We start from the raw sequence: 14323 nt of genomic DNA on the forward strand, positions 1-14323 counted from the left end.
TGACCACGGGTGAACAGAGGGCGAGGGAGGGCCGCGTGCGGCTGGGCGGTGGGCTGCTGGTGGCACTGGCGGCGGCAGCGGCGGGCGCCGGCTGGTGGCTGCCGGCCGGGCTGGTGCTCGCCGCGATCGCCGCCGGCGTGACCGCGCGGGTGCCCGAGCCGGGGGATGCCCTGGTGGACCGGGTGGTGATCGCCGTCGCGCGACTGTCCGAAGTGGCCGTCTACGCGATCGCGTTCGCGTCCTACGTCTTCCCGGAACACCGGCCGGCGGCCGCCGCGGCGTTCGTCGTCGTGGTGACCGGCGCCGGGTTCGCCGGACTGGAGATCCCGACGATCGTCGTACGGATCACCGGCGGGCTGCTGCTCATCGCGGGGCTCGTGCTGGTCGCGGTCTGCGTCGCGGTGCCGCCGGTGGGGACGGCGGACGGCCTCCGGGCGCCGGACTTCGCGGGCGTGCTCGTCGCCGCGGTGGTCTTCCTCCCGTTCCTGCGCGCCCGGCGACGGGAGAACGCCGGGTGGCGGGCGCTGCTGCTGGGGGTGGTCGCCGTGCTGGTGGCCTTCGCCGCGCTCTACCAGCTCGGCGCGGTCCGGCTGGGGCTGTCGGCGACCTCGTTGCGGGACCTGCTGTCCGCGGCCGACGCGGACGCCTTGCAGCCGGTGCTCACGGTCGTGGCCGTGGTCGCGACGGCCGGGCCCGCGCTCGCCGCCGGGACCGAGGTCCGGGCCCGCGCCGGCGTGTCCGGCTTGGCGGGGCTCGCCGTCGCCGCTGCGGCCGCGTACCTGCTGCCGGTGCTGCCCGTGCTGGTGGTCGCCGGCCTGGCGACCGTGTTCGAGTTGCTACTGGGCGTACGCGCGCGCAGGTACAGTGGGACGCGTGAGTGATCGACGCTGGCGGCCGGGGGAGACGGTGGTCGAGCGGTTCCACCGCCCCGACGGCTCGATCGGCCAGGTCCACCCGCTGCGCGTGCTGGAAGACGACGGCCGCGTCCTGCGCGGCTGGATCCCGGCGGGCACGTCGATCGTCGGCAGCAGGCTCGCCGACGGCCGCCTGATGCGGGACGCCCCGCTGGAGCAGCGGTTCCGCATCCCGCGGGTGCCGGTCCCGGACTTCTGGCACGGCGCGTCGACGCTGCGCCGGATCGCCGAAGACGAGTGGTCTTCGGTCTGGTGGTTCTTCGACCTCGAAGGCCGGTTCAAGAACTGGTACGTCAACCTGGAGATCCCGCTGGGCCGCTCGGCGGGCGCGGTCGACCGGATCGACGGCGTGCTCGACGTCGTCGTCGAGCGCGACGGCAGCTGGCGCTGGGACGACGAGGACGAGGCCGAGGCGGCGATCGAGGTCGGCCGCCTGACGCTCGAGCAGTTCGACCGGCTGCGCGCGGAGGGCGAGCGGATCGGCGCGCTGGCCGACCGCGGCGCGTACCCGTTCGACGGCACCGACACCGAGTTCCGCCCGGACCCGGGCTGGACGGCGCCGGAGCTGCCGTCGGACCTCAGCCCGCGGTCAGGAGAAGGATCAGCGTCAGCACGGCGATGACGACCGCGAGGATGACGACCGACTTCGTCGGGAGCACCTTCGGGAACGCCTTGCCGTGGATCTTCCGCCACCACACGACGCCGAAGACGCCGGCGATCAGGCCGAGGAAGCCGCCGAACCCGCTGTCCAGCACGGCCCAGCCGACCATGCCGAGCAGGCCGACGCCGAAGGTCAGCAGCGTCGCGGCGACGAAGGTCTTGATGTCGGCGCCGGTGGTCTTGGGCCGGGGGACCGGCTCAGTGGAGTGGTAGGTCACAGCGTCATCCTAGAGTGGTCACGCCGCGGGCGCGGGGAACCCGGAACAGATGGACATCCGACTAACGCGCTTCCGAGCAAGCGGTATCGTCTAGCCATGACGACCACGACACAGTTCGCCCATGTCCCGCACCCGAGTCCTGCGAGCGCGGACCGTGTCGCGGAGGTACTCGCCGCCCCCGGGTTCGGGGTGTACTTCACCGACCACATGGTCACCGTCAAGTGGTCGAAGGCCGAAGGCTGGCACGAGGCCCAGGTCGGCCCGTACGCGCCCTTCACGCTCGACCCGGCGACGTCGGTGCTGCACTACGGCCAGGCCATCTTCGAGGGTCTCAAGGCCTACCGCCAGCCGGACGGCTCGATCGCGTCGTTCCGCCCGGACGCCAACGCGTCCCGGTTCCGCCAGTCGGCCGAGCGGCTGGCCATGCCGCAGCTGCCGGAGGAGGTCTTCGTCGAGTCGCTGCGGGAGCTCATCGCCGTCGACGGCCGCTGGGTGCCCACCCGCCAGGGTGATTCGCTGTACCTGCGGCCGTTCATGATCTCGACGTCCACCGGCCTCGGCGTCAACAGCCCGGCGGCCGACTACGTGTACACGGTGATCGCGTCCCCGGCGGGTTCGTACTTCTCGGGAGGCGTGAAGCCGGTCAGCGTCTGGCTGTCGACGGAGTACGTCCGGGCGGCACCGGGCGGCACCGGCGCGGCCAAGTGCGCCGGCAACTACGCGGCCTCGTTCGTGGCGCAGGCACAGGCCGTCGAGAAGGGCTGCGACCAGGTGGTCTGGCTCGACGCGGTCGAGCGGCGCTGGGTCGAGGAGATGGGCGGGATGAACCTGTTCTTCGTCTTCGGCTCCGGCGAGAACGCCCGGGTGGTCACCCCCGAGCTGACCGGATCCCTGCTGCCGGGCGTGACCCGCAAGTCGCTGCTGCAGCTGGCTTCGCGCCTCGGCTACAAGGTCGAGGAGCGCCGGATCTCCACGGAGGAGTGGGAGAAGGCAGCGGCCTCGGGCGAGCTGACCGAGACGTTCGCGTGCGGAACGGCGGCGGTGATCACGCCGGTCGGCCACGTGAAGCACGCGAACGGCGAGTTCACCATCGCCGACGGCCGGCCCGGCACGCTGACGATGAAGCTGCGCGAAGAACTGACCGGGATCCAGGAGGGCACCCACCCCGACCCGGACCACTGGATGGTCAAGCTCGGCTGACCCTTCGACAAAACGGCCCCCGGTGTACACCGGGGGCCGTTTTCGTCAAGGCTGCGGCAGACAAGCCAAAGCATCGTCAGGAAAGCCGCGGCAGACCCGCCAAAGCAACGGTGAAGCCAAGGCGCCCCACCGACAAACGCCAGGCCGAAGAACCGACGGGAACCACCCAGACCCCCGCAACCCCGATCCGAAGCCAGCACACGGACGGTAGTGCCGGGTCAAGGCACGCTTTCCCGCCTTGACGCGGTACTACCGTCCGTAGTCACAATTGGGCTTCGGGGTGGCGGCCCCTGAGCTAAAAACCCTGTAGAAGCAGGGCCGGTTCAGGAAGCAGGAGCAGCAATGAGCGGCCCGGAAACCCCAGCCTGCTCATGAGTAGCAGTCTCGGCAAGAACCCGAGCAGCCATCATCAGCAGAGGCAACGCGGTAACAGCCCCGGTCCCTTCACCAAGCCGAACATCCAGCTCCAGCAGCGGACCGAGATCCAGGTGCTCCAAGGCAAGAGCATGAGCAGGCTCACCGGTCCGCTGCCCGGCAACCCACCACCGCCGCGCTCCCGGAGCGAGGTCTTCCGCAACGAGCGCAGCAGCACAGGCGACAAGCCCATCCAGCACCACAGGCGTCCGCCGCACCGCGGCCTGAGCGAGAAACCCGGCCATCGCGGCAATATCCGCACCGGCCGCGGTGCGCAGCAGGTCAACCGGATCGGCCAGCACCGAGCGAGCCCGTCGCAGGGCGTCGCGAACCGCGGCGGCCTTCCGCATCCAGGCGGCGTCGTCGATCCCGGACCCCCGCCCGACCACGGCCACCGGCTCGCTCCCGGTCAGCGCCGCCACCAGCACCGACGCCGGCGTGCTGTTCCCGATCCCGAGATCACCCGGGATGAGCAGATCGGCCCCGCCGTCGACCTCGGCATCGGCGATGGCGATCCCGGCCCGGATCGCCTTCCGCACCTCTTCGGCGGTCAGCGCGTCTTCGACGTCGATGGACCCGGAACCGCGCCGGACCTTGAACTCGCCGATCGACCGGGTCGCCGGAGCCTCGGTGTCGACCGCGAGGTCGACCACCCGCACGCTCGCGCCCGCCGCGGCGGCCAGCACGTTGATCGCGGCCCCGCCGGTGAGCATGGTGCCCAGCAGCTGCCCGGTGACCTCGGCGGGATAGGCGGAGACGCCCTTGGCGGCGATGCCGTGGTCCCCGGCGAAGACGACCACCCGCGGCCGGGTGAACGGCCGCGGCGGCGACTGCCCCTGGCAGGCGGCGATCCAGACGCCCAGCTCCTCGAGCCGCCCGAGCGACCCTGCTGGCTTGACCAGCTTGTCGTGCAGCGCGATGGCGGCCGACCGGGCGTGGTCGTCGGGCGGGGTGATCTCGGGGAACTCGATGTTTTCCGGCTCCACACCAGGCCCTTCCTGTTCCACGGCAACCGCTGCGGCCAACTTACCGGGAAGGGGCGGCCGGTAGTCTCGCGGCTCGTGGAGACGACGGCGGCCGCGGTGGTGCTGGCCAGCGGCGCGGGCACCCGCGTCGGCGCGAAGCTGAACAAGGTCTACCTGCCCCTGGCCGGGCGGCGGGTGGTGGCGTGGTCGCTCGACGCCTTCCGGAAGGTGCCCGGCATCGGCGTGCTCGTGCTGGTGATCCGGCCGCAGGACCGGGAACTGGCCGACGAGGTGGCCGGCGCGGGCGTCGAGATCGTCCACGGCGGCGACACCCGCCAGGCCTCCGAGCTCAACGCCCTGCGCCACCTCGCCCCGCGGATTGCGGGCGGCCGGGTCGACGCCGTGCTGCTGCACGACGCGGCCCGGCCGCTGGTCCACCCCGGACTGGTCGGTGCGGTGTTGGCCCGGACACGCGAGGACGGGGGGCTGTGCCGGGCCTGGCCGCGGACGACGTCGTCGAGGTGGATGCCGGGCACCTGGTCGCCCAGGTGCCCGGCGCGATCCGCGTCCAGACGCCTCAGGGCTTCCGGGCCGGACCGCTGCTCGAGGCCTACGAGAAGGCCGAGCGCGATGGCTTCGTGGGTACGGACACTTCATCGTGCATGGAGCGGTTCTCCTCCCTGCCGATCCGCTGGGTCCCGGGTGCTCCCGAGAACCTCAAGATCACCTATCCCCACGACCTCGTCGTCGCGGAGCGGCTGCTGGCCCGCCGCTAGGCGCACGCGGGCGGGCCACCGCCGCCGTCGTCTCCCTCCGTGGGCCGCCCGGTCGGCCGGATGGTGACGTCCCCCCGCAGTTCGGGCGGGATCCGGCAGTCCGGCTGTGGCCGGAGTGCCTGCAGCGGTGCGCCCGGGGTGCCGGGCTCCGCCAGGGTGAGCACCGCCCGCAGCGTCCACACCGGGGTGGCGTGGTACTGCCAGGTGACGACCCGCGGGCTGAACACGTCCGTGCCCGGGAAGGTCGGGACGCGGTAGGCGCTGGCCCGGTGCTCGTCGCGGAGGATGATGACGTCCGCGCAGGTCGGCCAGCGGTGCACTGCGGCGTAGATCTCCGGTGCCTCGCGGCCGCCGAACAGGTGCAGCACCCAGTTGCGGCGCCGGAGTTCCTCGAGGAGTTCCTCGAGGCCCTGGCCGCTGGAACCGGAGTGTGGTGTGGGCGGGGACACACTTTCGAGGGTAACTTGCGTACTAGAGCGCAGTCCAGTGCGTGTACTAGTACACCTGGGTGGTTCTGAACAGGTCTTTGAGCGACACCCTCCGGCGTGCTAGAACACTTGTGCGTGTTGTCCCTGTGAGGAGCCGCCTTGCCCACCCTCGATCGCCCTGAGCCGCCGTACCTGCAGATCGCGGGCCGGATCCGTGACGACATCCTGTCCGGCCGGCTGCAGGAGGGCGATGCGGTGCCCTCCGCCCGTGAGATCGCTCGTACCTGGACCGTCGCCATGGCGACGGCCACCAAGGTGCTGGCCACCCTGCGTTCGCAGGGCCTCGTGCGGCCCGTGCGCGGCGTCGGCACGGTCGTCGACCGCGGCGGCCTGCACCGCACGGCCCGCGACCGCAGCGCCGCTTCGGCGCGGACGGGCCGGATCTACCCGCCGGGTCACTACGCGGTGATCCGCTCGGCCGGCCTGGAGCCGGCGCCCGAGCGGGCCGCGGCCGCACTCGGCCTGGAGGAGGGTGCCCCGGCGATCCACCGGCGGCGCACCACGTACGGTCCCGATTCGCGGCCGTTGTCGACGTCGACGTCGTGGTTCGACGGCGCGCTGTCGGCGAAGGCGCCGGCGCTGCTGGTGGCCGAGCGGATCGTCGAGGGCACCGCGACCCACGCGGCCACCCGCCTGGGCACGAAGATCGCGACGACGCAGGAACGGCACGCGGCCGGCCGCGCGAGCGAGGAAGAGGCGGTCGAGCTGGGGCTGCCCGCCGGGTCGCCGGTGCTGCTCGGCCGGAGCACCTTCCTGGCGGCCGACGGGACGGTCGTCGAGTACGGTGAATCCGCCGCCTTGCCCGACCACTGGGTTTTCTACGAGTACACGACTGAGGACGGCGAATGAGAAAGATCCACGCGGGCAAGGTCCGCGACCTGTACGAACTCGACGGCGGGGACATCCTGCTGGTCGCGTCCGACCGGGTCTCGGTCTACGACGTCTCGCTGCCGACGCCGATCCCGGACAAGGGCAAGCTGCTCAACCAGCTCTCCGCGTGGTGGTTCGACCGGATGGCCGACGTCGTCCCGAACCACGTCGTGTCGACCACCGACGTGCCGGAGGAGTTCGCCGGGCGCGCGATGCGCTGCAAGCCGCTGAAGATGGTCAAGGTCGAGTGCATCGCCCGCGGCTACCTCGCGGGCCTCGGCCTGCGCGAGTACCAGTGCGACGGCCGGATCTCCGGCGTCGCGCTGCCGCCGGGCCTGGTCGAGGGCGACAAGCTCCCGGAGCCGATCTTCACGCCGACGACCAAGGAGTCCGACACCGGCCACGACGAGTTCATGACCTTCGACGAGGTCCTGAACGAGATCGGCGAGGACACCGCGAAGCGGCTTCGCGAGCTGACGCTGGAGATCTACACGAAGGGCGCCGAGCACGCGGCGGCCCAAGGCGTGATCATCGCCGACACGAAGCTGGAGTTCGGCTTCGACGCGGAAGGCACCCTGACGCTGGGCGACGAGGTCCTGACCTCGGACTCGTCGCGGTTCTGGCCGGCCGACGAGTGGGAGCCGGGCCGTCCGCAGCACGCGTTCGACAAGCAGTTCGTCCGCGACTGGTCGCGGTCGACGGGCTGGGACCAGACCCCGCCCGGGCCGGAGATCCCCGCGGACATCGTCGAGCAGACGCGGCAGCGCTACACCGAGGTCTACGAGCGGATCACCGGGAAGACCTGGGTCCGTGGGTGAGTACGACCCGTACCGGCTGATCGACGACGTCGAGAGCCTGCTCGTCTCGCGCGGCCTGGCGCCCACCCGGGTGCCGGGCCGCGGCGGCGACCGGCTGGCGGGCGCCGGGCGGCTGCTGCGCGGGTTCGGGCTGGAGCCCCGGATGGCCCCCGAGGACGCGTTCGACCTCGGGGTGCCGTTCCAGGGCCGGATCAACCAGGACTAGGGGCTCTTGGTCAGGCTGGCGTCCCGCTCGACGACGTCGCCGAGGACGTCGTCGATGGCGGTCAGCAGGTCGGCGTCGAGCTTCTTGCCGGCAGCCTTGACGTTCTCGTGCACCTGCTCCGGGCGAGAGGCCCCGATGATCGCCGAGGCGACGTTCGGGTTCTGCAGCACCCAGGCGACGGCCAGCTGGGCGAGGCTCAGCCCGGCCTGCTCGGCGAGCGGCTCGAGCTGGGCGACGCGCTTGAGGACGTCTTCGTCGAGGAAGCGGGCGACCATGTCGGCGCCGCCCTTTTCGTCGGTGGCGCGCGAGCCTTCGGGGTAGGCCTGGCCGGGCTTGTACTTGCCGGTGAGCACGCCCTGCGCGATCGGCGACCAGACGATCTGGCTCAGGCCTTCGCGCTCCGAGGTGGGGATGACCTGCTCCTCGATGACGCGCCAGAGCATGTTGTACTGCGGCTGGTTCGAGACCAGGGGGATGTTGAGCTCCCGGGCGAGGGCGGCACCGCGCGAGATCTGCTCGGCGGTCCATTCGGAGACGCCGACGTAGAGCACCTTGCCCTGGCGCACGAGATCGGCGAAGGCGACCATGGTCTCTTCGAGCGGGGTGTGCCGGTCGAACCGGTGGGCCTGGTAGAGGTCGACGTAGTCGGTACCCAGCCTTTCGAGGCTCGCGTGCGCCGACTCCATGATGTGCTTGCGGGACAGGCCGCGGTCGTTGGGGCCCTTGGGGCCGGTGGGCCAGAAGACCTTGGTGAAGATCTCCAGGCTCTCCCGCCGCTGGCCCTTGAGCCCCCGCCCGAGCACGGCCTCGGCGGCGGTGTTGGCGTAGGCATCGGCGGTGTCGAAGGTCGTGATGCCGGCGTCGAGCGCGGCCTGGATGCAGGCGCGGGCCTGGTCTTCCTCGACCTGGGAACCGTGGGTGAGCCAGTTCCCGTACGAGATCTCACTGACGTTGAGGCCACTGCGGCCGAGACGACGAAACTCCATGGCCCGAGCTTAGGCGGTAATCGTTTGCTTTGCTAACGACCTGGAGTGACTCCACCCTCACTCGGGCGGTTCGTCCTTCTTTTCGGCCGGTGGGCCCGTCTCGATCTCGAAGAACGGCATCTTGAGGCGGAAACGTTCGCCTTCTCGGCGCTTGGCGAGGTGGAGGCGGTAGAGCAGCCAGGCGCCGAGGAAGACGATGACGAGGATGGCGGCGATCGCCCAGAGGCTCGCGGCGGACATCCCGACGACGCGGGACAGGACGACTTCGAACGACGACACGCGCGCCCCTCACCGCCGACGAGTCCGGAGCGTCCTCACCGGCCGGTCAGGGTCGGTGTTCACGTGGGTACCGCGTCGCCGGCTCACGCCGGCGGCCGTGCCGCGGTGTTCCGGCCCCGGATGACCGGTCCCCATTTGCGACGGTCAGGCGGAACACCTTTGGAGCGACGGTCCCCACGCCGAGGCCCGGGAACCGAGAAAAGGGGCGGGGCAAACTCCTCGCGCTACCGTGCGTGTCGCGCGATAACGCTAGGGGGATGCCCCGCTCCGGCTCCTGCCCAGAATACGCGCCGGAGGTCCCGTGCACAGCAAGAAGCCGGGTCGAGGCTCGCTCGACCCGGCTTCTCACAACCGGCTCAGTTCGGGATCGGGTCCCCGGGCTTCAGCCGCGGCTTCGGCATCCGCAGCCGCCGGATCTGGGACGCCCGGACGAACGCGTACCAGCCGATCGACCGGCCGTTCACCGCTTCCTTCGGGAACTTCTCCCGCACCAGCTTCGCGATCTTGCGCCCGTTCACGAAGCCCTCGATCGCCATCACCAGCAGCATCGCCGTGCACAGCAGGGTGATGTACGACTGCACCTGCGGCAGCGGCACCAGCAGCGCCAGGAACACCACGATGGCCAGCGGCATGAACAGCCCGAGCAGGTTGCGCCGGCTGTCGACCAGGTCGCGGACGTAGCGCTTGACCGGCCCGCGGTCGCGGGGGAGCAGGGCGCTGTCGTCGCCGCGCATCATCGCGTCGCGGCGGGCCTTGGTGGCCGCGCGGCGCTCTTCCTTGGTCTGGGGGTTCGCCTTGCGCAGCTCCTTGTTGCGCTTCATCGCCTCACGCATCGTCGTGGGCGGCGGCGCCACCGGGCCGCGCTTCTTCGCCTCCGCGTCGCGGCGCTTCGGCGTAGCCTTGCCCTTACCGGGCGTGTACGCCTTGCCGGCGACGTCGACGGCTTCGCCCGTCTCCGGCTCTTCGGCGGCGGTGTCTGTGGTGCTTCGGCGCAGGAACCTCACGTCATCAGGGTATTGCAGGCGTCACGCCGCCGTTCACCAGGTCGATCCATGTGCGACCATGGTGGGGGAACAGATCGGACGCTCCGGGTGTTGAAGACGTCAGCACGAGGAGTATCCGCAGCGAGTTCGAACTTTGAGGGAGTGCCATGACGACCGCTGAGCACGCCGGCGCGACGCAGGCCGAGACCGCCGAGGAGACCCACGGCGTCACGTTGACCGACGCCGCGGCTTCCAAGGCGAAGGCCCTGCTCGAGCAGGAGGGCCGCGACGACATGCACCTGCGCATCGCCGTCCAGCCCGGTGGCTGTGCGGGCCTGCGCTACCAGCTGTTCTTCGACGAGCGCACGCTCGACGGCGACCTGTTCCGCGACTTCGACGGCCTCAAGGTCGCCGTGGACCGGATGAGCGCGCCGTACGTGTCGGAAGCCGTCATCGACTTCGTGGACACGATCGAGAAGCAGGGCTTCACGATCGACAACCCGAACGCCACCGGCTCCTGCGCCTGCGGCGACTCGTTCCACTGAGCGACAGCGAAGAAAGGCCCCGTCTCCCGGCTGGGAGGCGGGGCCTTCTCGCGTCTGCGGGCTACACGTAGGCGTCGAGCTCGGCCACCTGGGCGTGGCACGCCTCGTCGACCTGCCACGGCTTGGCCGTGACGCGGGGCAGCGGGAGGCTCTCGGCCTGGAGCGTCGCCGGGATGAGCGCGCAGTCGGCGATCAGCTCGGACAGGGTCTCGGGTTCGGTGACGGCGTTCACGATTCGTAACGCTATTGATCCGCGCTCGACTGGAACAGGAGTACCAGCCGGTAGTGTCGGCTGGGCACGCGCGAACTACCCGGATGGGGCACGACCCGGGGGTAACTTCGCGCTTTTTGCCGTGAGGTCGAACACGAAGGAGCAACCGGTGGCAGAAAAGGCCAGGATCGCGGTGTCCGGCAGTATCGCGACCGACCACCTCATGCACTTCCCGGGCAGGTTCGCGGAGCAGCTGGTCGCCGAGCAGCTGCACCGGGTGTCGCTGAGCTTCCTCGCCGACGACCTCGTGGTCCGGCGCGGCGGCATCGGCGCGAACATCGCCTTCGGCCTCGGGGTGCTCGGCGTCAAGCCGGTGCTGGTGGGCGCGGTCGGCGCCGACTTCGCCGACTACCGCTCCTGGCTGGAGCGGCACGGCGTGGACACCTCGGGCGTGCACGTGTCCGAGGTCGCGCACACCGCGCGGTTCGTCTGCACGACGGATGAGGACCTGTGCCAGATCGCGACGTTCTACGCCGGCGCGATGGCCGAGTCCCGCAACATCGAGCTGCAGCCGATCGCCGAGCGCGCCGGCGCGCTGAGCCTGGTGCTGATCAGCCCGGACGACCCGGAGGGCATGATCCGCCACGCGGAGGAGTGCCGCCAGCGCGGGTACGCGTTCGCCGTCGACCCGTCGCAGCAGCTGGCCCGGATGACCGGCGAGCAGGCGCGCGCGTTCGTCGCCGGCGCGAAGTACCTGTTCAGCAACGACTACGAGTGGGAGCTGCTGCTCCAGAAGACGGGCTGGACCGAGGCCGACGTCCTCGACCAGGTGGGCCTGCGGATCACCACGCTGGGCGAGAAGGGCGTCGAAATCGTCGGCAAGGACGGCGTCGCCCTGCAGATCGGCGCGGTGCCGGAGCGCACGAAGGCCGACCCGACGGGCGTCGGCGACGGCTTCCGAGCGGGCTTCCTGGCCGGCCTCGACGGCGGCTTGAACGTCGAGCGCTCGGCCCAGCTGGGGTCGCTCATCGCGGTCCTGGTGCTGGAGACGGTCGGCACGCAGGAGTGGACGTTCGACCGCGCGGAGGCACTGGCCCGCATCGGCGAGGCGTTCGGCCCGGACGCGGCCGACGAGATCTCGGCGGTCCTGCCCGCCGCCTGAGTTCCGGAACACGAAAAGGCCCCGCACCGAGCCGGTGCGGGGCCTTTTCGCAGCTGAGGCCCCGGGGCGGCGGAACCGACGAAGGCCCCGGATCGGTGCGGCCAAGGCGGCGAGCCACTGCGCCCAGCCCGGCCGGTTCGGGCTTCGGTGAGCCGGCACGGCGGGGCGCCAGCCGGACTCGTCGGCATCGCGGGGACTGTCCGCAGGGACGACCTGCTGCGCTGACGGTTCGCGGAGCCGGCACCTCGGCCCGCCGCCGTGGCGGGCGGGGCCGATGCGGGGCGCGCGAAGGAAGGGTTCGCCCGACGCGGCCGACGAGATCTCGGCGGTCCTGCCCGCCGCGTGAGCCCCGGCATCGAGTCGTGCGGGGCCTTTTCGCAGCTGAGGCCTGATGCCCCCGGGCGGCGGAACCGACGAAGGCCCCGGATCGGTGCCGCCGAGGCGGCGAGCCACCGCGCCCGGCCCGACGCGGCCGACCAGATTCTCGGCAGTTCTGCCCGCCGCCTGAGTTCCGGAACACGAAAAGGCCCCGCACCGAGCCAGTGCGGGGCCTCTTCACGAGCGTGTCAGAGCTTGACCGGGTACACCGGCTCCGGGATCTCCGGCTTGATCCGGTGCTCGACGAAGATGCCGTGCCACAGCATGAACACGATCAGCGCCCACAGCTGGCGGCTGCGGTCCAGCTGGCCCGCCTTGTGCTCCTCCAGCAGCGCCAGGATCGCCTTCTTGTCCAGCAGCTCCTCGGTCTTCGAGTCCGAGATGATGCCGCGAGCCCAGTCGTACATCTCGTTGCGCAGCCACAGCCGGATCGGGACCGGGAAGCCGAGCTTGCGGCGGTTGAGCACGTGCGCCGGGATGATCTTCGCCAGGGCCTGGCGCAGCGCGTACTTCGTCGTCCCGTTGGCGAGCTTCTGGTCCAGCGGGATCGAGGCAGCGACCTTGAACACCTCGGCGTCGAGGAACGGCACCCGCAGCTCCAGCGAGTTCGCCATCGTCACCTTGTCGGCCTTGACCAGGATGTCGCCGCGCAGCCACGTGTAGAGGTCGACGTGCTGCATGCGGGCCACCGGGTCCCAGCCGCGGGACACCTCGTACCAGGGGGCCGTGACGTCCTTGAAGCCGACGCCCTCCTGGTACGTGCGGAGCACGTTGCGCAGCTGGTCGTCGCGGAAGTTGCGGGCGTTGCCGTAGTAGCGGTCCTCCAGCGGCAGCGCGCCGCGGCGGAGCAGGTCCTTGCCGCGGGTGCCCTCGGGGATCTTCGTCGACACCTTGCCGATCAGCTTGCGCATCCCGCCCGGGATCTTCTCGAACGGCGCCAGCGAGATCGGCTCGTTGTAGATCGTGTAGCCGCCGAACAGCTCGTCCGCGCCCTCGCCCGACAGCACCGCCTTGACGTGCTTGCGGGCTTCGCGGGCGATGAACCACAGCGGGACCAGCGCCGGGTCGGCCACCGGGTCGTCGAGGTACCAGACGATGAGCGGCAGCACCTCCATCATCTCGTCCGCCGAGACCGTCCGGACCACGTGCTTCACGCCGATCGCGGCGGCCGACTCGGCGGCGACGTCGACCTCGGAGTAGCCCTCGCGCTCGAACCCGGTGGTGAACGCGATCAGGTTCGGGTTGTGCTCCTTGGCCAGCGTGGCGGTGGCCGTGGAGTCGATGCCGCCGGAGAGGAACGCGCCGACCGTGACGTCCGGGTCGGAGATCATGTGCTTGCCGACCGAGTCGCGCATCACATCGGCGATCCGCTGGTACAGCTCCTCGGCCTCGGCGGGCGAGTTGACCGGCTTGGCGCTGAACTGCGGGTGGAAGTAGCGGGTGAACTTCACCTCACCACCGGGCACCACCTCGAACGAGGTACCGGACTCGACGCGCCGGATCGCCGTGTGCAGCGACTCGGGCTCGGGCACGTACTGCAGGACCAGGTAGTGCTGCAGGGCCTTGCGGTCCAGCTCCTGGGCGACGCCGAGGACGTCCGACAGCTCCAGCAGGCTCTTCTTCTCGCTGGAGAACGCCACCCCACCCGGGCCTGCCGAGTAGAACAGCGGCTTGATCCCGAACGGGTCACGCGCGCCGAAGACCCGCTTCTCCTGCGAGTCCCAGATCATGAAGGCGAACATGCCGCGCAGGCGCTTCACCCAGTCCGCGCCCAGGTAGTGGAAGCCGGCGACGATCGCCTCGCCGTCACCCTCGGTCTCGAACTTCGCGCCGTGCTGCTCGGCGAGCTCCGCCCGCAGCTCCAGGTAGTTGTAGATCTCGCCGTTGAAGTTCATGGTGTAGCGGCCCGGCGCCTCCGGCGGGCCCCAGACCAGCGGCTGGTGCGCGTGCTCGACGTCGATGAAGGCGAGCCGGTTGAAGCCGTAGACGACCTCGGCATCGGCCCAGGTGTCCTGCTCGTCGGGGCCGCGGTGGCGCTGGCAGCGCATGGCCGCGCCGACGGCGTCACGCGCGTTCGCCGCGCCGGTCTCGGTCGCGCAGATCAGTCCAAGCAGGCCGCACACGGGGACTCACACACCTTCAGGGTCTTCGCCGGGCTGGGGAAGGCCCCAGTATGCCGGGGCGGTCGTGGCGAGTACCACGCGCGTCGATGGTTACCCCTTGGTCAGCAGGATGGGCCAACTCGGCTAGA

16 protein-coding genes and 1 pseudogene are annotated in these 14323 nt (G+C 70.8%); 9 read left to right on the forward strand and 8 right to left on the reverse strand.

Annotated elements, in window-relative coordinates:
- Positions 1–35 precede the first annotated feature (35 nt).
- Positions 36–881: a hypothetical protein gene (locus HUT10_RS38755; RefSeq protein WP_176175728.1), complete on the forward strand. Its 846-nt coding sequence runs from the start codon at positions 36–38 to the stop codon at positions 879–881.
- A complete protein-coding gene (locus tag HUT10_RS38760; protein WP_176175729.1) occupies positions 874–1536 on the forward strand; it encodes a DUF402 domain-containing protein in 663 nt (220 codons plus the stop codon). The genes HUT10_RS38755 and HUT10_RS38760 overlap by 8 nt, the downstream gene beginning before the upstream one ends.
- Here the strand turns inward: HUT10_RS38760 and HUT10_RS38765 are convergent.
- Positions 1493–1792 (reverse strand): hypothetical protein, encoded by a 300-nt coding sequence (locus tag HUT10_RS38765; RefSeq protein WP_176175730.1) that lies wholly within the window; start codon positions 1790–1792, stop codon positions 1493–1495. The two genes, HUT10_RS38760 and HUT10_RS38765, sit on opposite strands and share 44 nt — an antisense overlap.
- Positions 1793–1888: 96 nt before the next feature.
- On the opposite strand from HUT10_RS38765, the gene HUT10_RS38770 reads away from it, so the two are divergent.
- Complete coding sequence (locus tag HUT10_RS38770) at positions 1889–2992, forward strand: branched-chain amino acid aminotransferase (RefSeq protein ID WP_176175731.1); 1104 nt, start codon at positions 1889–1891, stop codon at positions 2990–2992.
- Positions 2993–3315: 323 nt separating this feature from the next.
- Here HUT10_RS38770 and cobT read toward each other — a convergent pair whose 3' ends face one another.
- Positions 3316–4392: a nicotinate-nucleotide--dimethylbenzimidazole phosphoribosyltransferase gene (gene cobT, locus HUT10_RS38775; RefSeq protein WP_176175732.1), complete on the reverse strand. Its 1077-nt coding sequence runs from the start codon at positions 4390–4392 to the stop codon at positions 3316–3318.
- A 75-nt stretch (positions 4393–4467) separates the two neighbouring features.
- On the opposite strand from cobT, the pseudogene HUT10_RS38780 reads away from it, so the two are divergent.
- Positions 4468–5147: pseudogene (locus HUT10_RS38780) on the forward strand (2-C-methyl-D-erythritol 4-phosphate cytidylyltransferase).
- On the opposite strand, the gene HUT10_RS38785 reads toward HUT10_RS38780, so the two are convergent.
- The gene (locus tag HUT10_RS38785; protein ID WP_176175733.1) at positions 5144–5596 is read right to left on the reverse strand and encodes a hypothetical protein; all 453 of its coding nucleotides are present in this window, start codon (positions 5594–5596) and stop codon (positions 5144–5146) included. The pseudogene HUT10_RS38780 and the gene HUT10_RS38785 overlap by 4 nt on opposite strands.
- A gap of 138 nt (positions 5597–5734) precedes the next feature.
- Between HUT10_RS38785 and HUT10_RS38790 the strand changes: the two genes are divergently transcribed.
- From HUT10_RS38790 to HUT10_RS38800, 3 genes are read left to right on the forward strand one after another with little or no spacing between them, the layout of a single operon-like run.
- On the forward strand, positions 5735–6484 hold the full coding sequence (locus tag HUT10_RS38790; protein ID WP_176175734.1) for a GntR family transcriptional regulator: 750 nt from the start codon (positions 5735–5737) through the stop codon (positions 6482–6484).
- Positions 6481–7323 carry a phosphoribosylaminoimidazolesuccinocarboxamide synthase gene (locus HUT10_RS38795; protein WP_176175735.1) on the forward strand — a complete coding sequence of 281 codons (843 nt, stop codon included), beginning with the start codon at positions 6481–6483 and terminating at the stop codon, positions 7321–7323. Before HUT10_RS38790 ends, HUT10_RS38795 begins: the two co-directional genes overlap by 4 nt.
- A complete protein-coding gene (locus HUT10_RS38800) occupies positions 7316–7528 on the forward strand; it encodes a hypothetical protein (protein WP_176175736.1) in 213 nt (70 codons plus the stop codon). The genes HUT10_RS38795 and HUT10_RS38800 overlap by 8 nt, the downstream gene beginning before the upstream one ends.
- Here HUT10_RS38800 and HUT10_RS38805 read toward each other — a convergent pair.
- From HUT10_RS38805 to HUT10_RS38815, 3 genes are all read right to left on the reverse strand, one after another.
- Positions 7525–8514 (reverse strand): aldo/keto reductase family protein, encoded by a 990-nt coding sequence (locus HUT10_RS38805; protein WP_176175737.1) that lies wholly within the window; start codon positions 8512–8514, stop codon positions 7525–7527. The two genes, HUT10_RS38800 and HUT10_RS38805, sit on opposite strands and share 4 nt — an antisense overlap.
- Positions 8515–8571: 57 nt before the next feature.
- Positions 8572–8793 (reverse strand): hypothetical protein, encoded by a 222-nt coding sequence (locus HUT10_RS38810; protein WP_176175738.1) that lies wholly within the window; start codon positions 8791–8793, stop codon positions 8572–8574.
- A gap of 356 nt (positions 8794–9149) precedes the next feature.
- Positions 9150–9797: a DUF3043 domain-containing protein gene (locus HUT10_RS38815; RefSeq protein WP_176175739.1), complete on the reverse strand. Its 648-nt coding sequence runs from the start codon at positions 9795–9797 to the stop codon at positions 9150–9152.
- Positions 9798–9943: 146 nt separating this feature from the next.
- Here HUT10_RS38815 and HUT10_RS38820 point away from each other — a divergent pair, with 146 nt between their 5' ends.
- Positions 9944–10321 carry an iron-sulfur cluster assembly accessory protein gene (locus HUT10_RS38820; protein ID WP_004562664.1) on the forward strand — a complete coding sequence of 126 codons (378 nt, stop codon included), beginning with the start codon at positions 9944–9946 and terminating at the stop codon, positions 10319–10321.
- 61 nt (positions 10322–10382) lie between these two features.
- Here HUT10_RS38820 and HUT10_RS38825 read toward each other — a convergent pair whose 3' ends face one another.
- On the reverse strand, positions 10383–10553 hold the full coding sequence (locus HUT10_RS38825) for a hypothetical protein (RefSeq protein WP_020644663.1): 171 nt from the start codon (positions 10551–10553) through the stop codon (positions 10383–10385).
- 148 nt (positions 10554–10701) lie between these two features.
- Here HUT10_RS38825 and HUT10_RS38830 point away from each other — a divergent pair, with 148 nt between their 5' ends.
- Positions 10702–11694: a carbohydrate kinase family protein gene (locus tag HUT10_RS38830; RefSeq protein WP_217709679.1), complete on the forward strand. Its 993-nt coding sequence runs from the start codon at positions 10702–10704 to the stop codon at positions 11692–11694.
- A gap of 566 nt (positions 11695–12260) precedes the next feature.
- Here the strand turns inward: HUT10_RS38830 and asnB are convergent.
- Entirely contained in the window at positions 12261–14195 is a 1935-nt protein-coding gene (asnB, locus tag HUT10_RS38835; protein WP_176175740.1) for an asparagine synthase (glutamine-hydrolyzing), read from the reverse strand.
- Positions 14196–14323: the final 128 nt, after the last annotated feature.

Origin of the sequence: Amycolatopsis sp. Hca4 (assembly GCF_013364075.1) — a bacterium.
GTDB lineage: Bacteria > Actinomycetota > Actinomycetes > Mycobacteriales > Pseudonocardiaceae > Amycolatopsis.